The 24,309-nt window shown below is 69.5% G+C and carries 26 protein-coding genes and 1 pseudogene; 13 read left to right on the top strand and 14 right to left on the bottom strand.

Features of this window, described 5'->3' with window-relative positions; translation table 11 throughout:
- Positions 1-6: 6 nt before the first annotated feature.
- The 3 genes from QH290_RS24615 to QH290_RS24605 are packed head-to-tail and all read right to left on the bottom strand — an operon-like array spanning position 7 to position 3,056.
- The gene (locus QH290_RS24615; RefSeq protein WP_280266713.1) at positions 7-675 is read right to left on the bottom strand and encodes a response regulator; all 669 of its coding nucleotides are present in this window, start codon (positions 673-675) and stop codon (positions 7-9) included.
- Positions 665-1,858, bottom strand: coding sequence for a MacS family sensor histidine kinase (gene macS / locus QH290_RS24610; RefSeq protein ID WP_280266712.1), 1,194 nt, complete (start codon positions 1,856-1,858; stop codon positions 665-667). Before macS ends, QH290_RS24615 begins: the two co-directional genes overlap by 11 nt.
- Complete coding sequence (locus QH290_RS24605; protein WP_280266716.1) at positions 1,842-3,056, bottom strand: AI-2E family transporter; 1,215 nt, start codon at positions 3,054-3,056, stop codon at positions 1,842-1,844. The genes macS and QH290_RS24605 overlap by 17 nt, the downstream gene beginning before the upstream one ends.
- A gap of 279 nt (positions 3,057-3,335) precedes the next feature.
- Here QH290_RS24605 and QH290_RS24600 point away from each other — a divergent pair, with 279 nt between their 5' ends.
- The 3 genes from QH290_RS24600 to QH290_RS24590 all read left to right on the top strand — a co-directional run bounded on the left by QH290_RS24600 (position 3,336) and on the right by QH290_RS24590 (position 6,519).
- Positions 3,336-4,859 carry an adenylate/guanylate cyclase domain-containing protein gene (locus tag QH290_RS24600; protein WP_280266715.1) on the top strand — a complete coding sequence of 508 codons (1,524 nt, stop codon included), beginning with the start codon at positions 3,336-3,338 and terminating at the stop codon, positions 4,857-4,859.
- Between the two features lie 79 nt (positions 4,860-4,938).
- The gene (locus tag QH290_RS24595; RefSeq protein ID WP_280385411.1) at positions 4,939-6,120 is read left to right on the top strand and encodes a lysylphosphatidylglycerol synthase transmembrane domain-containing protein; all 1,182 of its coding nucleotides are present in this window, start codon (positions 4,939-4,941) and stop codon (positions 6,118-6,120) included.
- Between the two features lie 21 nt (positions 6,121-6,141).
- Positions 6,142-6,519: a DUF3054 domain-containing protein gene (locus QH290_RS24590; protein WP_280266710.1), complete on the top strand. Its 378-nt coding sequence runs from the start codon at positions 6,142-6,144 to the stop codon at positions 6,517-6,519.
- Between the two features lie 6 nt (positions 6,520-6,525).
- On the opposite strand, the gene QH290_RS24585 is transcribed toward QH290_RS24590, so the two are convergent.
- The gene (locus QH290_RS24585; protein ID WP_280266709.1) at positions 6,526-8,124 is read right to left on the bottom strand and encodes an NTF2-like N-terminal transpeptidase domain-containing protein; all 1,599 of its coding nucleotides are present in this window, start codon (positions 8,122-8,124) and stop codon (positions 6,526-6,528) included.
- A gap of 351 nt (positions 8,125-8,475) precedes the next feature.
- Here QH290_RS24585 and QH290_RS24580 point away from each other — a divergent pair, with 351 nt between their 5' ends.
- The 5 genes from QH290_RS24580 (at position 8,476) to QH290_RS24560 (ending at position 11,681) form a co-directional block, all read left to right on the top strand.
- Positions 8,476-9,087 carry a hypothetical protein gene (locus tag QH290_RS24580; RefSeq protein WP_280385409.1) on the top strand — a complete coding sequence of 204 codons (612 nt, stop codon included), beginning with the start codon at positions 8,476-8,478 and terminating at the stop codon, positions 9,085-9,087.
- A gap of 17 nt (positions 9,088-9,104) precedes the next feature.
- Positions 9,105-9,536, top strand: coding sequence for a type II 3-dehydroquinate dehydratase (gene aroQ / locus QH290_RS24575; protein ID WP_280264236.1), 432 nt, complete (start codon positions 9,105-9,107; stop codon positions 9,534-9,536).
- A 132-nt stretch (positions 9,537-9,668) separates the two neighbouring features.
- Positions 9,669-10,601 (top strand): ABC transporter ATP-binding protein, encoded by a 933-nt coding sequence (locus tag QH290_RS24570; RefSeq protein WP_280264237.1) that lies wholly within the window; start codon positions 9,669-9,671, stop codon positions 10,599-10,601.
- Positions 10,598-11,449 (top strand): ABC transporter permease, encoded by an 852-nt coding sequence (locus tag QH290_RS24565; RefSeq protein WP_280264239.1) that lies wholly within the window; start codon positions 10,598-10,600, stop codon positions 11,447-11,449. The genes QH290_RS24570 and QH290_RS24565 overlap by 4 nt, the downstream gene beginning before the upstream one ends.
- A complete protein-coding gene (locus tag QH290_RS24560) occupies positions 11,439-11,681 on the top strand; it encodes a helix-turn-helix transcriptional regulator (protein ID WP_280385407.1) in 243 nt (80 codons plus the stop codon). The genes QH290_RS24565 and QH290_RS24560 overlap by 11 nt, the downstream gene beginning before the upstream one ends.
- Before the next feature lie 15 nt (positions 11,682-11,696).
- Here QH290_RS24560 and QH290_RS24555 read toward each other — a convergent pair whose 3' ends face one another.
- Both QH290_RS24555 and QH290_RS24550 read right to left on the bottom strand, forming a co-directional pair.
- Positions 11,697-12,563, bottom strand: coding sequence for an NAD(P)-dependent oxidoreductase (locus QH290_RS24555; RefSeq protein ID WP_280385405.1), 867 nt, complete (start codon positions 12,561-12,563; stop codon positions 11,697-11,699).
- Positions 12,560-13,429: an NAD(P)-dependent oxidoreductase gene (locus QH290_RS24550; RefSeq protein ID WP_280264245.1), complete on the bottom strand. Its 870-nt coding sequence runs from the start codon at positions 13,427-13,429 to the stop codon at positions 12,560-12,562. The genes QH290_RS24555 and QH290_RS24550 overlap by 4 nt, the downstream gene beginning before the upstream one ends.
- 136 nt (positions 13,430-13,565) lie before the next feature.
- Here QH290_RS24550 and QH290_RS24545 point away from each other — a divergent pair, with 136 nt between their 5' ends.
- The gene (locus QH290_RS24545; protein WP_280264247.1) at positions 13,566-13,919 is read left to right on the top strand and encodes a winged helix-turn-helix transcriptional regulator; all 354 of its coding nucleotides are present in this window, start codon (positions 13,566-13,568) and stop codon (positions 13,917-13,919) included.
- Between the two features lie 44 nt (positions 13,920-13,963).
- On the opposite strand, the gene QH290_RS24540 is transcribed toward QH290_RS24545, so the two are convergent.
- Positions 13,964-15,091, bottom strand: coding sequence for a glycerate kinase (locus QH290_RS24540; RefSeq protein ID WP_280264249.1), 1,128 nt, complete (start codon positions 15,089-15,091; stop codon positions 13,964-13,966).
- Positions 15,092-15,159: 68 nt separating this feature from the next.
- Complete coding sequence (locus QH290_RS24535) at positions 15,160-16,701, bottom strand: alpha/beta hydrolase (RefSeq protein ID WP_280385403.1); 1,542 nt, start codon at positions 16,699-16,701, stop codon at positions 15,160-15,162.
- A 120-nt stretch (positions 16,702-16,821) separates the two neighbouring features.
- Between QH290_RS24535 and QH290_RS24530 the strand changes: the two genes are divergently transcribed.
- Positions 16,822-17,133: a GNAT family N-acetyltransferase gene (locus QH290_RS24530; protein ID WP_280264253.1), complete on the top strand. Its 312-nt coding sequence runs from the start codon at positions 16,822-16,824 to the stop codon at positions 17,131-17,133.
- Here the strand turns inward: QH290_RS24530 and QH290_RS24525 are convergent, their stop codons facing one another.
- The gene (locus tag QH290_RS24525) at positions 17,134-17,895 is read right to left on the bottom strand and encodes a lysophospholipid acyltransferase family protein (RefSeq protein ID WP_280385401.1); all 762 of its coding nucleotides are present in this window, start codon (positions 17,893-17,895) and stop codon (positions 17,134-17,136) included.
- Between the two features lie 142 nt (positions 17,896-18,037).
- Between QH290_RS24525 and QH290_RS24520 the strand changes: the two genes are divergently transcribed.
- From QH290_RS24520 to QH290_RS24510, 3 genes are all read left to right on the top strand, one after another.
- Complete coding sequence (locus QH290_RS24520; RefSeq protein WP_280264347.1) at positions 18,038-18,652, top strand: YqgE/AlgH family protein; 615 nt, start codon at positions 18,038-18,040, stop codon at positions 18,650-18,652.
- A gap of 66 nt (positions 18,653-18,718) precedes the next feature.
- Entirely contained in the window at positions 18,719-19,303 is a 585-nt protein-coding gene (locus tag QH290_RS24515; protein ID WP_280264257.1) for a sigma-70 family RNA polymerase sigma factor, read from the top strand.
- Complete coding sequence (locus tag QH290_RS24510; RefSeq protein ID WP_280385399.1) at positions 19,300-20,073, top strand: anti-sigma factor family protein; 774 nt, start codon at positions 19,300-19,302, stop codon at positions 20,071-20,073. Before QH290_RS24515 ends, QH290_RS24510 begins: the two co-directional genes overlap by 4 nt.
- 9 nt (positions 20,074-20,082) lie before the next feature.
- Here QH290_RS24510 and QH290_RS24505 read toward each other — a convergent pair whose 3' ends face one another.
- The 5 genes and pseudogenes from QH290_RS24505 to QH290_RS24485 all read right to left on the bottom strand — a co-directional run.
- Positions 20,083-20,559 (bottom strand): DUF1772 domain-containing protein, encoded by a 477-nt coding sequence (locus tag QH290_RS24505; RefSeq protein ID WP_280385397.1) that lies wholly within the window; start codon positions 20,557-20,559, stop codon positions 20,083-20,085.
- A 93-nt stretch (positions 20,560-20,652) separates the two neighbouring features.
- A complete protein-coding gene (locus tag QH290_RS24500) occupies positions 20,653-21,699 on the bottom strand; it encodes an aminotransferase class I/II-fold pyridoxal phosphate-dependent enzyme (protein ID WP_425303648.1) in 1,047 nt (348 codons plus the stop codon).
- An 86-nt stretch (positions 21,700-21,785) separates the two neighbouring features.
- A complete protein-coding gene (locus QH290_RS24495) occupies positions 21,786-22,820 on the bottom strand; it encodes a 3-oxoacyl-ACP synthase III family protein (protein ID WP_280385393.1) in 1,035 nt (344 codons plus the stop codon).
- A 9-nt stretch (positions 22,821-22,829) separates the two neighbouring features.
- Positions 22,830-23,489, bottom strand: a complete 660-nt coding sequence (locus tag QH290_RS24490; RefSeq protein ID WP_280264267.1) for an SRPBCC family protein — start codon at positions 23,487-23,489, stop codon at positions 22,830-22,832.
- Positions 23,486-24,160 (bottom strand): annotated as a pseudogene (locus QH290_RS24485) (thiamine pyrophosphate-dependent enzyme); the annotation flags it as partial. The gene QH290_RS24490 and the pseudogene QH290_RS24485, both read right to left, overlap by 4 nt.
- Positions 24,161-24,309: the final 149 nt, after the last annotated feature.

Raw genomic sequence — 24,309 nt, 5'->3', positions numbered from 1 at the left:
GATGCCCTATTCGAGTCCCTGTTCGATGGCGTAGCGGGTCAGCTCGACCCGGTTGGCCAGCTGCAATTTGCGGAGGGTGGCTTGGACGTGGTTTTCCACCGTGCGATGACTGAGGCCGAGGCGGGTGGCGATCTGCTTGGCGGACAGGCCCTTCGCGACCAGGCGCAGCACCTCGGTCTCGCGTTCGGTGAGGGCTGGGCGGTGTGGTTCGTCGCTGCCCGCGGGGGCCTGGGCGATGCGACGGTACTCGCCGAGCACCAGGCCCGCCAGGCCGGGCGTGAACACCGCCTGCCCGGCCGCGGTCGCGCGGACGGCGGCGATCAGCTCGGCCGCGGAGGCGCTCTTGACCAGGTACCCGGTGGCGCCCGCCTTGATCGCCTCGAGCACATCGTCGCGTTCGGCCGAGGCGGACAGCACCAGCACCCGGCTGTGCGGCGATACCCGCAGGATCTCGGCCGTGGCCTGGGCGCCGTTGCCGTCGGGCAGTTGCATATCCATCAGGACGACGGCCGGGCGGACGGCGGTCGCGCGGCGGGTGGCCGCGGCGACGCCGTCGGCGGTGGCGGTCACCCGCAAGCCCGCCTCGGTGAGATCGCGCGAGACGCCGTCGCGCCACATCGGATGGTCGTCCACCACCATCACCGAAATGCCTTCGGCGGCAACATCATCGCTCATGTGAATGCCTCACTGCTCCGTGGCGCGGAATCCGTAGCTCCCACTCCGTCCCGTCTTCGGTCGTCAGCAGCTCGGCCACCCCGCCCAGCGCCTCGATGCGGCCGATGATCGAGCGCGACACCCCCATCCGCCCCTCGGCGGCCGCGTCGGCGAGGCGGCCGGGCGCGATACCCGGTCCGTCGTCGCGAACGCTGACCACCACAGCATCGCCCATATCCTCCAGCAGCACATACGCTTTCGCGTCCGGCCCGGCATGCTGGCCGGTGTTCGCCAGCGCCGCGGCCACGGCCGCGGCGATCTCGCGGGCCGTCCACTCCCCGACCGGCACCGGCTCCCCCGGCGTGGAGACGAAGACCGCCGAGGACGCCTGCGCGGTCAGCAGCGACCGCAGGTCGGCGTCGGTACCGGTGTCGGCCCGGCTGCCCTGTTCGGAGATCAGCCCGCGCAGCGCCACCTCCTGCTCGCCGGCGTGCAGTGCCAATTCCTCGGTGGCGCCGCCGATTTCGGTGCCGCGGCGCTTGATGTAGCTCAGCACCTGCAGCACGCCGTCGTGCACCTCGCGCGCCAGCCGCTCCCGTTCCTCGGCGGCGGCGGTCAGGCGCACGGCGGCCTGCAGTTGCCGCTGCGCCCGGCGGGCGGTGTTCGCGGCCAGGCCGATGGCGAGCCCGACCGACACCAGCACCGGCGCGGTGGCATCGGTCCACACATCCAATTCCCACTGCTCGCGCACGATGATGCTCACCGCCGACACCAGCACCCCCGACCCCACCCCGCCGATCGGGCCCCACAGGATGGCCGCCGACATCACCGCATTCGCCGCCCACAGGGTGGTCGGCAGCGTCTGGTGCCCGTGATACCAGTCGTAGTCGGCGACCAGCCGGGTGCTGGCCATCAGCGCGATCACCACCGCCTGATCGCCGATCACCACGATCGTGCGCGGCCGGGCCGTATCGCCACTGCCCCACTGCGACAACAGAATCGCCGAGATCACCGACCAGGCGACGAGCACCCCGATCAGCGCCCAGCTGAGCCCCGGCTCGCGATAGTTGTCCGCCGAGTCGATCTGCTGGCCCACGGCATAGAAGACGGTGACCAGCCGGAACACCTGCACCGCCCGCCACAGCGGCGTGGTCGCCGCGGTGTCGGACCCGGAATCGGTCCGCGTATCAGCCGGGATCCGCATTGCCGCGCTCCCCACGGCCGTTGTTCTCCGGACCGGAGGACCCCGTGCCCCCGGACTCACCGGACACCGGTTGCCGCACCTCGTATCTGCCCGGCTCGGGATCGTCGGGCTCGGCGTGGAACATCGGCTCCCCCGGCTCGCCCGTGTTGAGATCCTGGTACAGCTCCTCGGGATTGTCGGCCAGCAGCGATCGGACGGCCGTATTCAGAACCGCCACGAACGGCACCGCGAGCAGGCCACCGGCGATACCCGCCAGCACCACCCCGGCGGTGATCGCCAGCACCACGGCCAGCGGGTGGATCCGCACCGCCCGGCCCAGCAGCAGCGGTTGCAGCACATGGCTTTCCAGCTGCATCACCGCGATCGTCACGCCGAGCACGATCAGGGCGGTCACCAGGCCCTTGGTCATCAACGCCAGGAACACCGCGATCGAACCGGCCAGCAGCGAGCCGATGATCGGGATGAACGCGCCGATGAACACCAGCGACGCCAGCGGCAGGGCCAGCGGCACGCTGAGGATCGCCAGGCCCGCCCCGATTCCGATGGCATCCACCGCGGCCACCACCACGGTGGCGCGCACGTAGCCGATCAGCGTCCCGAACCCGAGCTGGCCCGCGGTGCGCACCCGCTCCCGCTGTGCCGTCGGGATGATCCGGGTGACGAACTGCCAGATCTGGTCGCCGCTGTAGAGGAAGAAGATGGCGATGAACAGGGTCAGGAAGGCACCGGTGAGGATCTCCCCGACCGCGGCCGCGGTGGTCAGCGCGCCGCTGGTGAGCGAATCCTGGTTGGACTCCAGGGTTTTGATGATGGTGTTACCGGCATTGCGGATCTGATCGTTGCTCAGATGCAGCGGCCCGTTGATCAGCCAGTCCTGAATGGTGTGGACGCTGGTCTTGAACTCGTCGGTCAGCTGCGGCACGCCGTTGACGAACTGCTCGATGACGAAGGTGAACACCCCGGCCAGCAATCCGAGCGACCCGACCAGCGCCACCATGACCGCGATCGACCGCGGCAGCCCCATCCGCTGCATCCAGTCCACCGCGGGCGACAGCAGCGCGGCCAGCAGCAGCCCGATCGCGAGCGGGATGACCACCGTGGTCAGGCGCTGGGCCAGATACGCGACCGCCAGCACCGCGACCAGGATGATCAGCAACCGCCAGCACCATTCGGCCGCCTCGCGCACGAGCGGATGCACCGCCTCGGCGGCCCGGCGCGCGGGCCGCTCCCGCACCGCCGTCCCCCCGCCCCGGGGCGATACCGGGGCGCCCCCGGCAGCACTGTCGTCGCGGCCGATCCCCACGTCACTCACGTCGCGAGCCTATCCGCACCGTCCGACACCGGCACGTGAGCGCGCGCAACGGCGCGGCATCGGTCGGGCGGCGGCCACCGTCCCCGGGTGCACCGGCGGTCCGCGACCGCTCGAAACGCTAGATTGGTCCTCGTGTCGGCGCCCCTGGAAGCGGTCAAACAGACCATGCGAACGCGCTGGCCGCTGTACCTCGCATCGATACTGGCGGCCAACGCCTTCGGTGCGATTCTGGTGTACGCGTTCATTCAGTACGGCCTGCCCGCTCCCGAGGGCACGCCGACCGGAGTGCGCCGCACCGGCCTGGTCGTCCCGGTGACCGTCTTCGTCGTCGGCGGCGCGCTGAGCCTGACCGCGGGTGCGCTGATGCTGCGCCCGGTCATGCGCTGGCAGCTGCGCGGCGGGCCACCCAGCAGGCAGGAGCAGATGGCGGCGCTGCACGCGCCGCTGCGGCAGTCCATCGTGCATCTGGCGCTGTGGCTGGTCGGCGGCGCGGTGCTGGCCGCGACGATCATCGTGGACACCCCCGAGCTGGCGGGCGCGGTCATCGTCACCGAATGTATGGCCGCGACCATCGTGTTCGGTTTCACCTACATGCTCGGCGAGCGCATCCTGCGCCCGGTCGCCGCGCACGCGCTGTCCACCGGGACCTTCGACCACACCCTCACCCCGGGCGTCGGCACCCGGATGGCGATGACCTGGGGCATGGGGACCTTCGCGCCGACCATCGCGATCGTGCTGCTGTGCGTCACCCAGATCACCTCGCAGGTGCAGTTCTCCGCGCAGTCGCTGGCGGTATCGATCCTGCTGCTGTGCGGCGTGGTGATCATGCAGGCGCTGGCGCTGTCGATGCTCACCGCCTCGAGCATCTCCGATCCGGTGCGCCAGCTCTCGCGCGCCATCGACCGGGTGCAGGAGGGCGCGCGCGACGTGCAGGTGGAGGTGTTCGACGGCAGCGAGATCGGGCTGCTGCAGGTCGGTTTCAACCGGATGATGGACGAGGCCGCCCAGCGCCGCGAACTGCAGGAGCTGTTCGGCCAGCACGTCGGCGAGGAGGTCGCGCGGCGGGCGCTGGAATTCGGCACCGAACTGGGCGGTGAGACACGGTTCGTCGCCGTGTTGTTCGTGGATATGGTCGGCTCCACCGCCACCGCCGCCGAGCGGCCGCCGACCGAGGTGGTAAGCCTGCTGAACGAATTCTTCCGGATCGTCGTCGACGTCGTCGACCGCAACAACGGCCTGATCAACAAATTCGTCGGCGATGCCGCGCTCGCGATATTCGGCGCACCCCTGGACCGCCCGGACGCACCGACCGCCGCGCTCACCGCCGCCCGCGAACTGCGCGAGGCGCTGCGCGAGGTGCCGGGCCTGGATATCGGCATCGGCGTATCGGCGGGCCTGGCGGTCGCCGGGAATATCGGTGCCGCAAATCGTTTCGAATACACCGTGATCGGCGACCCGGTGAACGAGGCGTCGCGGCTCACCGAACTGGCGAAGGAATATCCGGGGCGGGTGCTCGGCTCGGGCAGCGCGCTGTATTTCGCCGACGACCACGAACAGCGGCACTGGGAATCGGGCGAGGAGGTCCAGCTGCGCGGCCGCCGCCGCAAGACCCGGCTGGCCTGGCCGAAACGCGACGACGACGGGGTCGCGGAGGAAGCCGGGTTGCACTCGGACACGATCGTGGACTGACCGGCCGGGAGCACCCCGCGGGCGCCGTCTGCGAAACGGGGGCTGCTACTGCTATACGCCGTTCGTTAGGCTGACGGGCGTGAGGGCCCATGGTGAACTAGCCGGCGACCCGGGATCGCCTGCCGAACCGGGTCGTCGCGGGCGGTTCTGGTGGTTGAAATGGGTTCTCGGACTGGCCCTGTCGGCGCTGCTGATCGGCGAGGGCATTTATATGTGGCCCCGGCTGCACGAGTCGTGGCGCAGTCTCACCGAAATTCATTGGGGATGGGTCGCGGCCTGCATTCTGATGCAGGCGATATCCATGAGCGGATTCGGCCGCATTCAGAAACAACTGCTGCACGCCGGGGGCGTGCGCGTCAGCCAGCGCAAGTCCGTGGCCGTGGTGTACGGCGCCACCGCGATGTCGGTGACGCTGCCCGCGGGCCAGGTCTTCTCGACCGCGTTCACCTACCGCCAGACCCGGCGCTGGGGGGCGAGCCCGATCGTGGCCTCCTGGCAGCTGGTGATCTCCGGCGTCGTCGCCGCGGCGGGCATGGTGCTGCTGGGCGTGGGCGGTGCGCTGCTGGCCGGTGATCAGGTCGGGCCGTGGAAGCTGGTGCTGCCGATCGGCGGCGTGATCGCGCTGGTGTGGGCGGGCAACTACATCTCCGGGAATCCGGGTTCGCTGGAGTCGCTGGCCCGCCGGATCCTGCATCTGGTCAATCGGATTCGTCGGCATCGGCTCGACGACGGGATGGACAAGGTCCACGAGATCCTGCACCAGCTCGAATCGGTGGATCTGGGGCGGCGCGACGGGGTCATGGTCACGCTGTTCGCGTTGATGCACCGGCTCGGCGACGTGGCCTGCCTGGGTGCGGCCTGCTACGCCGTCGGCGCGGAACCGCGGCTGGCCGGGCTGCTGATCGCGTTCAGCGTGGACAAGGCGGTCGCCACCATTCCCTTCGCTCCGGGCGGGATCGTCTACGTCGACGCGACGCTGTTCTACGCGCTCACCGCCGCCGCGGGGCTGCCCGCCTCGCAGGCCGTCGCCGCGGGCGTCATGTACCGGATGGTCAGCTTCATCCTGGTGGCGATCATCGGGTGGATCGTCTTCGCCTTCCTGTTCCGCAAGCCGCAGGCCGAGGACGCCGAATTCGAGAAGGAGTTCGAGCAGCGCTCGGCGATGCTGGCCGAGCAGCGGCTGCTGAACGAGAAGCGCTCCGGCCGCCGCCCGGATCCCCTCGGCTCGGAGCAGCCGGAGCGCGACGGCGACGACGCCTGAGGCGCCGATTACCCTGTCGGCGTGAAGAAACTGGTGCCGTTCGTGGTCGATGCCCTGCTGGTGATCGTGTTCTGCGCCATCGGGCGGCGCAGCCACCACGAGGCCGTGCTCACCGGCCTGCTACGCACGCTGTGGCCGTTCGGCACCGGGCTGATCATCGGCTGGCTGATAGCGGCGTGGATCGGCGCGCGCGGGGAATTCACCACGGCACTACGGCGATTCGACGCCCGGGCGCTGTGGCCGACCGGCGTCGTGGTGTGGCTGTCCACGCTGATCATCGGCATGGCGCTGCGCGTGCTCAGCGGCCAGGGCACCGCGGCCAGCTTCATCCTGGTCGCCGCCACGGTGCTCGCCCTGTTCCTGCTCGGCTGGCGCGCGGCCTGGCGAGCCCTGCGGTAAGGGCTGTCAGTCGGGGGCGGCCAGGGATTGGAGCATGCGGGCGGCCATGCGCGATGTCGCGTCGCCGCTGTCGACGTTGTCGATGTGGATGGCGAAGGCCAGGTCGCCCATGTTCGCGAGCAGCCAGCCGCTCGTGCCCGCGGTGGCCGCGTAGGCGGTGACCCCCGCGTAGCGGCGCAGGGAGGCCAGCTCCGGGCCTCCGGCGGCATCGTCGGTCAGCATGCGGCGCAGCTGCTGGAGCACCTCGTCGGGCAGCGGCGTCAGCTCGGCCTCGGTGGTGGACGGGCGGCCGATCTCGATCATCGGCGGCGTCACCCCGCCGCGCGCGATGGCCGCCGCGGCGATGGCCATCCCGAACGGGCTGGCCAGGATCGGGTCGGCGCTGCCCTGGCGCACCTGCTCGACCCCGCGCCCGCCGATCGGCAGCCGCCCCGTGGTCTGGTCGAGCCCCGGCACCTTGAAGCCGATGCCGACGCCGAGCATGGCGGCCCCCTCGGCCGCGTCCTGCACCGAAACGTCCTGCGGCGCCTTCTTCTTGGTGATCGCCGCGACCTGCTTGAACAGCTCGGCGGTGCCCCCGGCCGGATAGGCGCCGGTGAAGGCGACCGCCCCCTGCTCACTGGCGTAGGTGTTCTGCGCGGCGGCCACGACGGCGCCGGTGGAGGGCTGGACGGCCACGATCGAGGCCGGGGTGCCCGCGCTCACCACCGCGTCCGCGGCGGCCCGCTGCAGCTTCTGGTCCAGCGTCGAGGCGACGTCCGGACCGGGCGGGCCCTGCTGACCGGCGAGCTGGGCGACCGGGCGGCCGTCGGCCTCGAACAGCTTCACGCCCCAGCCCGCGTGCTGGTCCCGGTTCTCCTGCCACACCTTGCGCAGGCCGTCGAGCAGCGGCGAGACGATCCGGCGATCGGTCGCGATCAGCCGCGGCTGCTTCTCCAGCACCACGCCCGGAATCGGGGCCATCCGCGGTTCCAGAATCGCGAAGTCGTCCTCGCGCAACTGGACCGCCACGATCGGCTTGCCCTGGGAGCCTGCCAGCTGCTGCATCAGCGACGGCCCGGTGATCAGCGGCGCGACCGGAGCGATGGCGTCGGCTAAGGCGTTCGTCGAGGCCACCGGGTCGGGTAATTTCGCCGGATCCAGCTTCACCACGTTGATCACCTGCTCGGTCATCAGGGTGTTGCCCGCGTTGTCGTTGACCTTCGGCGGGGGCGCGTCGGTGCGCACCAGCTTGACGCCGCGCTGGTTGTTCAGCTGCGGGACCACCACGCTGGGCTCCCACGAGATGCGCCAGCCGATCGCGAGTTTGCGAATCGAGCCCTGCAGATCGTAGGTCCAGTCCTTGCCGGGGCCGAAGTTCCAGTTGGCCTTCAGATTGAACATGGCCGAGTTGTCGTCCAGGCCGATGTACTGGGCCAGTTGATAATCGGGTTTGCCGGGATTGAGCCCGTCGAACACCTTCGCCAGGGTGGCCTCGGCGCCGTTGGGGTATGAGGTCAGCTGGGCGGCGCCGCCCGCGTCCTTATCGTCCAGCAGTTGAGTGAACTTCTCGACGACAGCCTCGGGGCTGTTCGGCTTGTCGTTCAGGCCGCATGATCCCGTCACGATCGCCAGAGCGATCGCGCCCGCAACCGCCACTGCGCCCCGAACGCGAATGCGGCGGGATCCCCACACATCCATATCGCCCACTCTTCACTCTTGTCACTCCAGCAACAAGACCAACGGTACCCGAAAAGAACTGGCCCGGCGCCGGGTTGGCGCCGTCCGCATTCTCCATGCTCAGCACCAGAATAGTGCCCGTTTCGCGACTTCCTGTGCAGCGGCGGCGAAATCGTTAGCCGTGTTCACTGTGCGGTCATCTCGCAGCCGTTCTCCGACAGCAGAAATCGCCCGGCGCGAATCGATGTAATCTAGTAATCACTATTACAGCTCATGGAAAGTAAGCGAGGTAGCGCCATGAGACACGGAATGCGCGGCCGCGGATTCGGGCGCCCGGGCGGTTGGCAACAGGCCGATCTGCCGGACGCCGCCGAGGCCCCGGACTGGTTCGCCGGGAGGTTGCCGAGCGAATGGTTCACCGGCTCGCCGACGATCGAGATCGACCGCGACGAGATCGTCGTAGTCGGCGAGTTGCCGCTCCCGTCGGGCGATTCGGCCGCCGCGGAGGGAGATCAGGAGGCCGCTGCCGACCGGCCGACCGAGGAGGTCCCCCGGGCCACCAAGGAGGGGCTCGTCGCCCGCTTCCGGGAGTCCACCCGCCCCGCCCGCATGCAGATCGCGCAGGAGGCGCAGGCCCGGTTCAGCCGCAGCGTCGCCTGGGGTGTATCCGTCGACGGCGAGCGGATCCTGTTCACCCACTTGGCCGTTCCGGTCATGACCCGGCTGCGCCAGCCGGAGCGCAAGGTGCTGGACACGCTGGTGGACGCCGGGGTGGCGCGGTCCCGCGCCGACGCCCTGGCCTGGACGGTGAAGCTGGCCGGCGAGCACGCCGAGGAATGGCTCGAGGAACTGCGCGCGGCCATGCGCAAGGTCGACGACCTGCGCGCCGAGGGGCCGCGCGGGCTGTAGGCGATAGGGTGTCCGGCATGGCACCGATCCTCGTGCTCAACGGCCCGAACCTGAACATGCTGGGCACCCGGCAGCCCGAGGTGTACGGCTCGGAGACCCTCGACGACGTCGTCGAGCTGTGCCGCAGCACGGCCGCCCGGTTCGACCGGGAGATCACCGCGTTCCAGTCCAATTCCGAAGGGGCGCTCATCGATCGGATCCATGCCGCGCGCGGTGCCGCGGCGGGCATCGTGATCAATCCGGGCGGTCTCACCCACACCTCGGTGGCCCTGCGGGATGCGCTGGTCATCCCGGAGGTGCCGATCGTCGAGGTGCACATCTCGAACGTGCACGCCCGCGAGGAGTTCCGGCACCACTCCTACATCTCCCCCATCGCCACCGCCGTGATCGCGGGCATGGGGATCCAGGGCTACGCCGCCGCCGTCGAATTCCTCAGTACCCGAACGTGATTCCGGCCAAAAGCGTGCCGGAACTGCTGATGGAGCGTGCCGGGGCTGCTGGTGGTCGTGGAAATTCCCTTGTTCGGCCCGAAATGTAGTAGGTATGCTACCGCCCATCCTGAGATTGCTACGGAGGGCAGGATGACGGTAGGCGAGGAAGTCGTACTCGACGTCCAGGGTCTGCGGATGCGATACGGCACCCGGGATGTGTTGCAGGACGTCACTTTTCAGGCCCGCAGCGGTGAGGTCCTGGTGCTGTTGGGCCCCAACGGCGCGGGCAAGACGACCACGATCGAGATCCTGGAGGGCTTCCGGATGCGGTCGGCGGGGCAGGTGACGGTGCTCGGCACCGACCCCGCGCACGGCGACGAGGGCTGGCGGGCCCGCATGGGCGTCGTCCTGCAGTCCTGGCGCGATCACGGCCGCTGGCGGGTGCGGGAACTGCTGTCCAATCTGGGCTCGTACTACGCGCCGTATTCGACGCCTGCGCTGCGGCGCCCGTGGGACACCGACGAACTGATCGCGGCCGTGGGCCTCACCGAACAGGCGAACACCAAGGTCAGCAGCCTGTCCGGCGGCCAGCGCCGCCGCCTCGACGTGGCCATCGGCATCGTGGGCCGCCCGGAACTGCTGTTCCTCGACGAACCCACCGCCGGATTCGACCCGCAGGCCCGACGCGAGTTCCACGATCTGATGCACCGGCTCGCCGACGACGAGCAGACCACGATCATGCTCACCACCCACGACCTCGACGAGGCGGAGAAGCTCGCCGACCGCATCCTGGTGCTGGCCGGCGGGCGCATCATCGCCGACGGCTCGGCCGACGAGCTGTCGCGGCGCATCGCGGGCGAGGCGGAGATCAAGTGGACCCGCGACGGGCAGCGCTTCGTCCACACCACGACCGAATCGACCAAGTTCGTCTACGAACTGTTCCAGCAGTACGGCGAGGGTATCGACGAACTCGAGGTGCGCCGCGCCTCGCTGGAGGACACCTATATGACACTGGTGCAGCGCTTCGAATCCGGCCAGGGCGGCGATGCCGAGATCCACGCCCTCGAGGAGGTGACCCGATGACCCCGATACTGGTGGCCGCGCGCGCCGGGGTGGCGCAGGGGTTGATCGAGATCCGTCAGATGCTGACCAACGGCCAGGACCTGTTCATGCAGTACTTCTGGCCCGTGCTCATCCTGGTGGCGCTGTTCTTCATGCGCGACGGGCAGTTCGGAGACACCGGCATCGGGCTGGGTGCCCTGGCCCTGCCGGGCGTGCTGGGCATGCTGGTGGCCTCCAGCGGGCTCATGGGCATCTCGCAGTTCCTGGCGGTCGACCGCGAGGACGGAACCCTGTTGCGCGCCAAGGCGACTCCGAACGGCATGGTCGGATATCTGATCGGCAAGATCATCACCACCGCGGGCACGCTGCTGGTGCAGGTGATCGTCATGCTGGTCGCGGGCGGCATCATCGTCGGCGGCCTGGCCCTCGACAGCGTCGGCGCCTGGGCGACCCTGATCTGGGTCTTCGTCCTGGGCATGCTGGCGACGCTGCCGATGGGCGCGGTATTCGGCTCGATCTTCGACAACCCGCGCAATGTGGGGTTCGCGATGATGCCGGTCATGGGCCTGATCGCGGTGTCGGGCATCTTCTATCCGATCACGTCCATGCCGGGCTGGGTGCAGGGCCTGGCGCAGGTGTTCCCCATCTACTGGCTGGGCCTGGGCATGCGTTCGGCGGTACTGCCCGGCGAGGCGGCGGTCGTCGAGCTGGGTCAGTCCTGGCGGCACTGGGAGACCTTCGGCGTGCTGGGCGCCTGGACCGTGATCGGGCTGGCGCTGGCCCCGATAGTGTTGCGGCGCATGGCTCGTCGCGAATCCGGATCGAGCGTGGCGGCCCGCCGCGAGAAGGCCATGCAGCGTGCCTACTGAGGTCATCTACAACCGCATCGCGATGCTGCGCGCCGAGCGCGGCATCTCGCGGCGGCAGCTGGCAGAGTCGCTGGGCGTGCACTATCAGACGATCGGATATCTGGAACGCGGCGAGTACAGCCCGAGCCTGCATCTGGCACTGCGGATTTCGGAGTATTTCGGGGTGGCGGTGGAGGTGGTGTTCTCCACCGCCCCCTTCCCGCGCCTGGGATCGAACTCCGAATCCGCCTGAGGCAGAACGGGATCCTCACACTCCGTCGCCACGTATGAGGCGTAGCGTCGGGATCGGTTGCCCGGCCTCCTCGCTCGCGGCGAGGGCCCGCCGCCAGTACCCCTGCGCGGTCCGCACGAGGGCGGCGTCGACACCGACGTCCTCGCTCGCCTCGATGGCGTGCTGGGTGCTGGCATCCATCATCTTCATGGTCGAGATATCGCCCCAGCCACCGGTTTTCGCGAGTTCGGCGAAGACCGCGAACGAGGTGCCCATGCTGTCGAGGAACCGTTGCGCGTACGGGAGGAAGCGGTCGATCGGCTGGCCGGACCGCTCCACCGTCGCCATGGCCTGCTCGTAGGCGAGGAGCAGCGGGTGCATGAGGATCAGCAGGCCCTGGTAGAACACCTGGGACAGGCCCGGATCCACGCCCAGGTACTCCGGCGGGCACAGCGGCCGCAGCAGGTCGGCGTGTGCGTCGAAGACCTCCGGCGGGCCGCTGTAGAAGATGTAGGACGTCGGGCTCGTGATCGTGTCACCGTCGGAAATCACACCGCCGGAAAGGAACCGGGCGCCGCGCTCGCCGATCCAGGCCGCGCCGCGGCGGGCCTGCTCCGGCGAATCCGAGGACAGGTTCACGATCACCTTGTCGCGCAGGTGATCCGCGGCCGGACCCAGCACGTCGTACATGGCGGCGTAGTGGGTCAGGCTGAGGACGGTCACCTCGTTGGCGTCGAGCGCCTCGGCGACCGTGGCCGCCCGCTTCGCGCCCAATTCGACTACGGCGTCGGCCTTCTCGGGGCTCCGGTTCCACACCGTCACCTCGAAACCGGCCGCCAGGAACTGCTTCACCATGGCCCGCCCCATCGGGCCCAGGCCGATCAGCGATACCGAGCGGCTCACGCGTTATCACCCCGCATCAGTTCGAAGACCGAGACCGGGCGACCGGCCTGCTCGCTGGCGGCGAGCGCCTTGCGCCAGATGCCTTGGGCCTGATGCGACAGGGTAGCGTCCACACCGACCTCCTCGCTGGCGTCGATGATGTGCTGGGCGCCCGCGTCCATCATCTTGAACGCCGCCACGTCACCCCAGCCACCGGCCTTGGCCGCCTCGGCGTACTCCGCCATGAAGAACGGGAACGCCTCGCTCGAGCGCTGCGCGAACGGCAGGAACTGATCGATGTCGTGCCCGGACTTCTGGATCACCGCCAGGGCCTGATCGTAGGCCAGCATCCACGGATGGAAGATCGTCAGCAGGGCCTGGTAGAAGACCTGGGAGACACCGTCGTCGGGGCCGAGGTACTCCTGCGGGCTGAGCGGGCGCAGCAGGTCGGCGTGCGCGTCGAAGACCTCCTTCGGGCCGCTGTAGAAGATGTAGGACGCCGGATGGGTGATGTTGTCGCCCGCCGACATGACCCCGCCCGCGAGGAACTGCGCGCCGTGCGAGCGGACCCAGGTTCCGCCCTCGCGGGCCTTCTCCGGAGAGTCCGAGGACAGATTCACGATCACCTTGCCGCGCAGGTGATCCACCGCCGGACCCAGCACGTCGTACATGGCGGCGTAGTGGGTCAGGCTGACCACGCTCACCTCGTTGGCGTCGAGCGCCTCGGCGACCGTGGCCGCCCGCTTCGCGCCCAATCCGACCATGGCCTCGGCCTTCTCGGGGCTCCGATTCCACACCGTCACCTCGACACCCGCCGCCAGGAACTCCTTCACCATCGCCTGCCCCATCGGGCCCAGGCCGATGACGGAAACGGAACGTTGAGACATCGTGCATCCTTCGGTAGTCGCGTATTCGGGTTCGGCGCCGGATACAGATGGTGGCGGCTGCCGGTATTCTCGGGAAGACCGCACGTCGAGGGCCGGTTGCTTACCTCGAGGTTCGAAATCAGGTCAGGAGGCCACGGTGACGATGAGCAGTGACGCAGTTCACGATGTGTGCGGCATGACCGTGGCCATCGATGTGGTCGGCGGCAAGTGGAAACTGCACCTGATGTGGGTGCTCGGCGAGGGCCCGCAGCGATTCGGGCAGATCCGCCGGCTGCTGGACGGCGTGAGCGAGAAGGTGCTCGCGGAGAACCTGCGCCACCTGGAGACCGCCGGTGTCGTCCACCGCGAGATCTACCCCGAGGTGCCGCCGCGCGTCGAGTACTCGCTCACCGAGCGCGGCGAGGAACTGGCCGCCGCCCTCCGCCCCCTGGAGGCATGGGGCGAAAAACACCGCGACCACGTCCTGTCCTGCGAACTCAGCCCGGTGTGAGCGCGCGCCCGAGGGCGGGCGGGACGTGCGTGCCGCAGGCCCGGTCAGCGCTGCAGGTGGCGGAGTGCGAGTTGCGCGCCGAGCTGTTCCAGTAGCGGGGCCGCGTGTGCGATCGAGCGGTCCGGATCGGGTTCGAGGTCGGCGAGCGTGTACGCGGCGGCGAAGCCCGCGGTACGCAATTCGTCCTCGCCGAGTAGGCAGCGGCCCGCGACGGCGACGACGGGGAGTCCCGCGGCTCGGGCGGCCTCGCACACTCCCGCCGGTGCCTTACCGCGCAGGGTCTGCTCGTCGAGCGACCCCTCGCCCGTGACGACGAGATCCGCGCCCTCCAACCGCGACCGGAAGTCGATCAGGTCCAGGACGACGTCGATCCCGGAGCGTTCGACGGCGCCGAGCACCGCCATCGCGCCGAATCCGGTGCCGCCCGCGGCCCCCGCGCCGGGACGGTCGGCGGCCGCGGGATCGATCAGCTTCGCCCACGCGGCCAGGGCCGCTTCGAGAGTCGCGCACTGTTCGGGATCGGCGCCCTTCTGCGGCGCGAAAACCGCCGCGGCCCCGTCGGATCCGAGCAGCGGATTGTCGACGTCACTCGCCAGGACGAATGACGCGTCGTTCAGCGCCGGATGCAGTGCGGACCGATCCACCCGCGCCGCCCGCGCGAGAGCCGCTCCGCCCCTGGGCACTTCGGCACCGGCGGCATCCAGGATCCGCAGTCCGAGCGCCTGCAGCATGCCCGCGCCGCCGTCGCTGGACGCGCTGCCGCCCACACCGAGCACGATCGAGCGCACGCCGCGATCGAGCGCATGCCCGATCACCTGCCCCAGCCCATACGTGCTCGCCGACATCGGATCGGGTTGCCCGCCAGGAAGTTTCGTAAGCCCGACCACCGCGGCCAACTCGATCACGGCGGTATCCCCCCGCACCGCGTACGCCGTGTCGACCGGCGCCCCGGTCGGCCCCTCGGCCCGGACCGGCACCCGCTCCCACCCCGCCGTCACAAACGCATCGACGGTCCCGTCCCCGCCATCGGCCACCGGCACCCGCCGCACCTCGGCATCCGGCACCACCCGCGCGATCCCTCCCGCCAGCGCCTCGACCACCTGCGGCGCAGTCAACGACCCTTTGAACTTGTCCGGTGCCACCACCACACGCCACGGTGCCTCATTCGCCATCCCGCCATTCTGCGACGCAAGCCTCCTCCCCACCACACAAGGTCTTCGGAGCGAAGCGGAGGCCGAAATTACTGCAGCGGTGCTTGGTCCGCGTGGTTGATGCCTACCTCACCGGTGCGCAGATACGTCAGCACCGCGTCGTCCACGGCGGTATTGCCGCGCCCGAAGGTGCCGTGGTCGCCGCCCTCGACGGTGATCAGCGAGCCGCGCAGGGCCGTCGCCATGGCCGGGCCGCCCTCGTATTTGGTCACCGCGTCGTGTCGGCTCTGCAGCACCAGCGGCCCGGTGCGCAGCCCCTGGCCGCCGATGGCGACCGGCGCGGCGACCGGGTTCCAGTCGGCGCAGGCCACCCCGGACCGGATCATGTCGGCGCGGGCGTTGAGGGCGCTGCCGCCGGAGGCGACGGTGGCCGCCGCGGCACCGAGCAGTTCCGTCCGGCCGGGGATCGCGTTCTCGTTGCAGGTGATGGCGGAGAACACATTCCGGCCCGTCGGATCGGTCGCCGCCAGGCCCTCGATGGCACGGAGCTGGCTGGTGTCGGCGGGATCGGCGTCGGCGTCGGCCATGGCGCGGGCGAAGGTCGGCCAGAACGAGCGGGTGTAGGTCGCGACCGCGGTCGCCGCCAGCAGCGGCACCTGCGCCGAGGTCCCGCCGGAGGCCAGCGTCCGGACCAGGTTCTGCAATTGCCCGATCTGGTCTCGTCCGCCGTTGAATCCGTCGCGCGCCACCTGCGCGATGGGCTCGGGCAGTTCGCCCGGCAGGTCGGCGGTGGAGGCCGGTGGCGGAGTGAGGTTGGCGTACCAGCCGCCGCCCTGCGCGACCACCAGCCGCACCCAGTTCTCGTACACGCGAAGCGGTGTCGCGCCGAGGTGGTACTCGCCGTCGTGGTCGGCGATCCAGGCGAACAGGTCGTCGAGGCGTTGCTTCCCAGCCAGCTGCTGCTGCGCGAACTGCTCGTTCCACACCCAGTCCGGGTGGACGCTGGAGTCGAGCACCATGTGGTCGATCCGCTGCGGGAACAGCGTGGCGTAGACGGCGCCCAGATAGGTGCCGTAGGAGGTGCCGAAGAAGTCGATGCGCTCCAGGCCGAGCGCGGCCCGCACGGCGTCCATATCGCGGGCGGTGTTCTCGGTGGTGACGGTCTCCACGTAGCCGGGTTGTGCGCTGTCGCAGGCGGATTTGGTGGCGCTGCGCTCCTTGCGTTCGGCGTTTCCGCAGTCCAGCGGCGTCGCCCAGCGCAATCCGCGGGGTTGTACCGCGATCCGGTCGTAGTGGGTATTGAGCTCGGCGGGCAGATCCGGGGAGCGGCGGGCCCAGTAGTCGAGGGCGTCGGCGCCGGGACCGCCCGGGTTGGCGAACAGGGCGCCGCGGCGCTCACCGGTGGCGCGGATCCGGCTGACGGTCACGTCGATGCGCGGGCCGTCGGGTGCGGAGTAGTCCCGGGGTACCGAGATCACCGCGCATTCCGCGCCGCGGCCGGGTGTCACCGAACCCTCCGGGCAGGCGCCGAACGCGGGCGCGGCCGTGGCCTGCGTGACGGCGGCCGTCTGCATCGCCAGGCATGCGGCGAACACCCAGGCCACCGAGCGCGCCGTACGTCGTGTCTTCATCCGCGTCATTCTCCCCGTTCGACCACAAGCATTCTCTGCGGCCGCGCGCACCGTCACAACTCGAGCTCCGGTGCGGTGTCTATTGAACACATTGCGCGCGTGAGACAGTAGCGTCGAGCCATGTCGACAGAGGTTCGCAACAACAAGGAGCTCGATCGTTTCGAGATCTGTGTGGACGGCGGTCTCGCCGGCATCGCGGAATATCAGGACACCGCCGCCGAGCGCGCTTTCGTCCACACCGAGATCTATCCCCGCTACGACGGTCAGGGCTACGGTCGCATGCTGGTGCAGGCCGCGCTCGACGCCAGCCGCGACGAGGGCTACGGCATCCTGCCGCTGTGCCCGATGGTGCGCCATTTCGTCGAGTCGCGGCCCGAGTATCTGGCGTTGGTGCCGCACTGGGCGCGCGAACGGTTCGGCCTGCCGCAGTGATCAGTAGGCGGCGACGGCGCCGTCGAGGGCCAGCTGCAGGTGGTCGCGCACCAGGCGGGCGATCTCGGCGGGCCGCGCGGGTAGTTCGGGCACCGGCGGCCCGAAGTAGAAGCTGGCCGATTTCGCCTCGTCGACGGTCGGCTCCACGGTCGGATCGGCCCGCGGCCCGTAGCTCAGGCCCATGCTGACCAGGGCGGGCCGCGCACCGAGCTTCATCGCCCGGAACGCGATGTGCCCGATCCCGCTGCCGACCGCCTGCACCTGCGTCGGGTCGACGTCGTTGCAGGTGCCCTCGGGAAAGACCGCGACGGCATCCCCGCGCGCCATCCGCTCGGCACAGATGTCGATCATTCGCTGCCCCGCCGCGTTGACCGCCCGCAGCCCGTGATCCTTGCCCCGGAACACCGGGATCCCGCCCATCATGTCGACCTTGCGCCGCTGCTCCGGATCGATGAACAGCTCGTCCTTGGCCAGCACCCGGGCCCGCCCGATCACCGGCCGCAGCCCGCTGCGCCAGGCCGCCGCGGCCACCGTGTAGGGATCCTGCTGGGACAGGTGATTGATCGAGATCAGCAGTGGCTGCCCCTGGGAGATCAACTCCCGCAGCCCTTCCCGCGCCCCGGGCGCATACCCGATCCGCGGCCGATAGCGCCGCGCCAGCACGGCGTAGGCACCCCATGCCTTCAGGCGATTCTGCCGATGATCCCGATAGAAGTCGTAGACGGCATCACAGTTGTCGAGGACCACCTCGGGGTGCTGCATGCGGCCACACTAACGACCCCGCCGCGCCCACCCCAACGGAACTGTGATTTGTCTTACAGGGCGTGGTCGATACTCCGGGCGCCGGGAATCCGCCGGGCCGAAGCGGAGGCCAAAGATACAGATCCAGTGCGATGATGACGTGGTGTCACGCGCAGACGAACACGGCGACCGCTCCAGGCGGGAATTCCGGCACGAGGAACAGACGGTCCGGCCCGGCACGCTGCTGGTCTCGGCCACCGATCTGACCGAGCCGTCGTTCCGGCGCACCGTCGTGTACATCGTGGAGCACAACGACGCCGGCAGCCTGGGCGTGGTCATCAATCGTCCGAGCGAGACGGCGGTGCAGGATGTGCTGCCGCGGTGGGCGGAGCTGGCGGCACATCCGCGCGCGCTGTACATCGGCGGGCCGGTGAAGCGGGATGCGGCGCTGTGCCTGGCGACGATGAAGGTGGGTACGGCCGCCGACCGGGCGGCGGGTCTGCGCCGGGTGGACGGCCGGGTGGCGCTGCTGGATCTGGATTCGGATCCGGAGGTGGTGGAGCCGCTGGTGGAGGGCATCCGCGTCTTCGCCGGTTACGCGGGCTGGACGTTCGGGCAGCTGGAGGGCGAGCTGGAGCGCGGCGACTGGATCGTGCTGTCGGCCCTGCCGTCGGATCCGATCGCGGGCCGCACCGATCTGTGGGCGCAGGTGCTGCGCCGGCAGCCGTTGCCGCTGTCGCTGCTGGCCACGCATCCGATCGAACTAGAACGCAATTGACAACGTATCCAGCTGGTGTGGGCACTACATCCGGATCTGTGATCCGACGATCCGTTCGGTGAGCGCATGGCACGCTCACCCCGCCTCCCCAGCGATGGAGCCGATACCCAGCCGTCTCGCGGCGCGGTCCCCGAACTCCCGAACGGCGATCCGGCTCAGGCGGAGCTGCTGCGGGCGCTCTACGACCAGCACGCCCCCGCGCTGTGGCGCTACACCTACAGCCTCGTCGGCGATTCGGGCCGAGCCGAGGACATAGTGCAGGAGACGCTGCTGCGGGCCTGGCAACGTCCGCAGGTACTCGATCAGTCGACGGCGTCGGCGCGGGCGTGGCTGTTCACGGTGGCGCGCAACATGGTGGTCGACGAGTACCGCAGCGCCCGACATCGGCGCGAGTTCCGCACCGATAATCCGCCCGAGCAGCCCACTCCCGATCAGGCGGACCGGACGCTGGACGGCTGGTTGATCGCCGACGCGCTGGCCCGGTTGAGTGTCGACCACCGCGAGGTGATCGTGCGCGCCTACTACCGTGGCCTGTCGACGCATCAGATCGCGGCGGAGCTGGCCATTCCCGAGGGCACCGTGAAGTCGCGGATGCACTACGGCATGCGCGCGATGCGCACGGCACTGCGGGATATGGGGGTGACGAAGTGACCGAGACCGCGCATGCGGCGGCGCCCGAGGGCGGCGACGACTACGCGACGTGGGATGCCCCGTATGTGCTCGGCGCCCTCGACCGTGCCGAACGCCTGGAATACGAGGCGCATCTGGCGCAGTGCCCGCGCTGCCGGGAGGCGGTGGCGGAGCTGGCCGGGATGCCCGGTCTGCTCGGACGGGTGGATACCGAAGTCGCACTGGCACTGGTCGATCCGGCCCCCGGGTCATCGTCCGGTAATGGGGCCGAGGGTGCGGGGCCGGGCGGTGGGAACGCGGATGAGGTTCCGGTATCGCTGGCCGTCCTGGCCGTGCGGGCTCGCAAACAGCGGCGGCGGGGGCGATTACTCGCGGTCACCGGTGCGGTGGCGGCCGCCGCGGCGGCCGTGGCGATCGCGATTCCGGTGACCGCCTCGCTCACCGGACCGGCGGCGCCGCCGATCGCGGAACAGGTTGTGGCCGAACGAAGTATGAGCCCGGTGGTGCCGTCACCGATCACGGCCAGCTTCCGGCTGGTCGCGGTGAGCGACGGGACCCGGGTCGAAATGTCGTGTAGCTATGCGCCTTCCACGACCGATTACACCTGGCAGGGCACCATGTGGGTGGTGCACGCCGACGGCACGCAGTCGATGGTCGCCCAGTGGACGGCGCGGCCGGGCGAGACGGTGCACCCCGACGGCACCACGGCGGTGCCGCCGGAGCAGATTCGCATGGTCGAGATTCGTTCGGCCACAACGAATCAGGTGATGCTCACCAGCTCGCTGCGGTAGCCGCGGCCGTCACAGCAGGATCAACGTGATGCACAGGGTCACGATCGCCACGGCCTGCAGGCCGACCCGGAACCCCAGGATGCTGTCCCACTTCTCCTGCAGCGCACGGGCATCGGACGGAATGACACCCGAGCGGGCCGCCGCGGTCTGCGCGTCGTTCACCGGCTTGGCGATCCGGACGTAGAACCCGAGCCAGGCCAGCAGCGCCGCCACCGCGATGCCCGCCGCGACCGCCGCCGCGGCGTGACCCGCGATCGCCGCCGCCGGAATCGTCAGCGCCGCGGTGATCACGCCACCGGCACCGGCGAACGGCATCCGGCGATCGCCGTAGTAGTGACCCCAGCCCGCGACCGTGGTCATGGTGGCGTCGTCGAGGTGCCTATAGGACGAGCGCATGATCAGCGACGCGGTCGCGTCGGCGCCGTAGACGATGCCGTTGCCGAGCACGGCGAGTACGGCCAGGACCTGGGCGATGGTGGTGAACATCCGAGTCTCCTACTCCAAATCTAGCAACGCTAGTTGTTGGAGCGAGAGTAGCAAGGCGCGACTAGATTGTCTAGCGCTGCTATATATCGCGGATCATTCCGGCTCGGCCGGTGCGGTGACCGAGTACAGCCCGCTGTCCTCGCGGTGCAGTCGGCGATCGCTGGCGGCCAGGCCACGCCCACCGAGCGCGCGGCGCACGGCGGCATCCGCGGCCGGGTCACCGACGGCGATCCGGGCGCTGCCGTCGGAATAGGTCTTGGCGGCGATTCCCGCGCGGGCCAGGCGCACCGCGATATCGGCACCCGGCAGGTAGAGGAAGTTCGCCCGGCTGCGCGGAACTCGGATACCGCTGCGACGCAAGGCCGTTCGCAACAGCTCCCGCGCGGTCGTGATGCGCAGGACCCGCTCCCCCAGTTCCACCCGCGCGGCGTAGGAGGCCGCCACCGCCGCGCCCGCCGACGCGGGAACCCCGAACGGCAGCTGCATGCGGCACACCCGGCGCACCAGATCCTCGTGTCCGACCGCGTAGCCGATACGCAGACCGGCCAGCCCGTACGCCTTGGAGAAGGTGCGCAGCACCAGCAGATTCGGATATCGATCGATGAGCTGAACCGGATCGAGAGTGTCTGCGGCACCGAGGAATTCGACGTACGCCTCGTCCAGAATCACCGGAATGTGGCGCGGTACGCCGAACAGGAACGCCTTGAGCTCGCTGGCCGGTACAACCGTGCCGGTCGGATTGTGCGGGCGGCACACCACCACCAGCCCGGTCCGCTCGTCCACCGCCCGCGCCAGCGCCCAGAGGTCCTGTCGGCCGGACGAATCCAGCGGCACCGCCGCATTCTCCAGCCCGGTCATCTCCCCGAGGATCGGGTAGCCGTCGAAGGTCGGGGTCGCGAACACCATCCGGTCGCCCGGCGCCGTCACCGCCTGCATGATCTGCAGCGCCACCCCGGTCGCGCCCGCACCGACCACGATCCGGTCCGCGCGCACGCCCAGCTGCTCGGCGATCAGACGCGGCAGCCGCCGGGGCAGGAACTCCGGATATCGGTTCGCCTGCGCCAGTGTGTGGTTCACCGCGTCGAGCACCGAAGGCAGTGGCGGGAAGGGATTCTCGCTCAGCGTCAGATCGAAGCGCACCGAATCGGTTGTGTGCCGGGCGGAGACGTGCCGCTGCGGCCGCGTCGACAGCTCCGCGCGGCGCGCCGAGATCGACCGGCTGCCACTCACCGCGCGGCTCCCCAGCGCACCGCGGCAGCCGCGGCGAAATCCCCGGCGTGCGCGAACGCCGACAGCAGCACGACCGACCCGTTACGCAACCGGCCCGCCCGATTCTCCGTGTCGAGCGTGACGGGAATGCCCGCGGCGAACAGGTTTCCGCAGCGGTCGAAGGTGTCGGGGTGGCGTTCGGCGGGCAGTTCCAGTGCGTCGTGCCAGTTGCGCAGGAACAGCCGGTTCGGCTGATTGGTGACGAAGGTGTCGATATCGCACCCCTTCACCCCGATGCGCTCGCACACCGCCAGCGCCACCTCGGGCACCAGCCGGTTCCCGCGCGCGAATACCTTGGTCAGCTTGGATTCGGTGAAACTCACGCAGCCCTGCCCCTCGCCGGGCTCCCAGTACTTACGATCGGAGCCGGTGCTGAAATCCATATCGCCCGCGAATTCGGGGTAGGTGCGGCACTCGATGTCCAGGATCGGCGCCTGATCGTCCTTCAGCAGCAGCCCCACACCGCAGCCGTCGCCCGGAACCGGGGCCTGGGCCAGCCCGCGGATCTCCGACTGGGTGAACACCGGCCCCGCGGTGTTCTGGACCGTCGCGATCAGCGCGCTGCGGGCGGCGGTGGTATGCAGGATCATGCGCGCCAGCGACATCATGTGGATGAATGCCGCGCAGCCGCTGTTGTGCACATCGAACACCCAGCCGGGACGCATGCCGAGCCGCCGCGCCACCTCGGGCCCGGCACCCAGCACCGGGTTGGTGGGCAGCTGGGTGTGGGTGATCAGCACATCGATATCCGAAATCGTCTCGGCCCCATGGCGTTCCCGCAGCGGCTCGACGGCGCGCTCGACCATATCGACCGCCGTCTCGTCACGGTCGACGTGATGACGGGCCTTGGGCGCCCGGAACATCACGTTCTTCGCCATGCGCTCGGAGCGGGAGAACTGCGTGAAATATTCGGTGCCGACGGGCTCTCCGGGCAGATAGCTCGCGACATCGGCCAGGCTGACCGAGGGCAGCGAGAGTTCGGTGAAATCCATTGGCGTGCCTCACTTCATCCAGTCGGGTTTGACCGGCAGTCCGTGCGCGGCGCGGTACTCGCAGATCGCTCTGAGGTTGTCCATCTCCAATTGGTGTCCGGCGGAGAACATCTCCCAGAAATCACCGACCCACACCGGTCGCTTCGGCGGCGCTGTCTCCGGGTAGGGATTCTCGTCGTAGAACGGGTGGTGGCAGTTCACCCACAGCACCACCGAGCCCGGCTTGTTCAGCACCGCCTGGGCGTCGACCACCCGCAGCAGGTAGATCATCCACAGGTGCTCGCCCTGGTCCCAGGCGCAGTGGTAGTCGACGGTCATGGCGTCCGGATTGGCGACCGTGCGAGTGAAGATCTTGGTTTCCGGGCCCAGCCGGTCGTAGGCCAGCCACAGTCCCGGCTCGTCGGTCTCGACGAATCCGCGCAGGCTGTAGGTCCATTCCTCCAGGCTCCGGGTATCGGCGAGGTACTCGTAGACCGCGCGCGGCGGTGCGGCGATATAGGACTGGACCGGGCAGAACTCGCCGAAGATCTGGTCGTGCGGGTACACCGACCGCAGCATGTCCATGATGATCGGCGTGGTGGCCTCGCGATCGGAGTTCTCGATGCGCAGCACCGCGGGTATCTCCTCCCGGGGGATATCGCTGAGCGCGGGCAGGGAGCTGGTGGTCACGGGTTCCTCCTCGGTATCGACAGAAACGGGGTGAACGGCGGGATCTCGTCCGGATCGCAATCGATCGAAATGAACGACGGCCCAGCGGTTTCGAAGCACACGTCGAGCGCGGCGGCCAGTTCGCGTGTGCCGGTGGGCGAGTACGACGGCAGCTGCGGGAACATCGCCGCCAGGCCCGCGCCCAGGCGGGCGGGCCGAAACCTGTTGAAGCTGTAGCGATCTCCGTAGTACAGCTGTTCGCGCGTGATGCACATGGCGTGCGCGTTGTTGTTGAACACGATGAAGGTCACGGGCAGCCGGTGCTCGATCGCGGTGTGGATCTCCATGCCGTGCATGAAGAATGCCCCGTCCCCGGCCACCACCACGGTGCGGCGTACACCCCCGCCGTGGCGATGCTGCCGGGCGAAGGCCGAGCCGATCCCGCCGCCGAAGGCGTACCCCATCCCGCCCATCCCCAGGGCCACGGCGAACCGGCCACCGGGCGGCAGCCGCAGATGATGCACCACCGAGGCGCCGGTATTGCCCGCATCGGCGAAGACGTCCGTGCCGGGTTCCAATGCGGCATTGAGGGTTTCGACGATGTCGCGGTAGCGCAGGCCGGGGCCGGTGGACTCGGGGACCGGCAGGGGAGTGAGCGAGTTCGGCCTGACGCCGGGGGCGATACCACCTGCGGCTGCGGCACTCATCCCACCCGTCGTTGCGGCGGACGCCGAAATTCCTCCCATCCGAAACGCCCGGGGCGCCGAATGCCTAGCAAACACCCGGCCACTGAGCTACCGGCCGGTGAACACCGACTACAGGCGCGCAGGCCCGTCCGGTC

The sequence above is a fragment of the Nocardia wallacei genome, assembly GCF_029869545.1.
In the GTDB taxonomy this organism is placed as follows: domain Bacteria; phylum Actinomycetota; class Actinomycetes; order Mycobacteriales; family Mycobacteriaceae; genus Nocardia; species Nocardia wallacei_A.
Note: the sequence above shows the minus strand (reverse complement) of the source record. Positions and strands in the feature narration are given on the sequence as shown.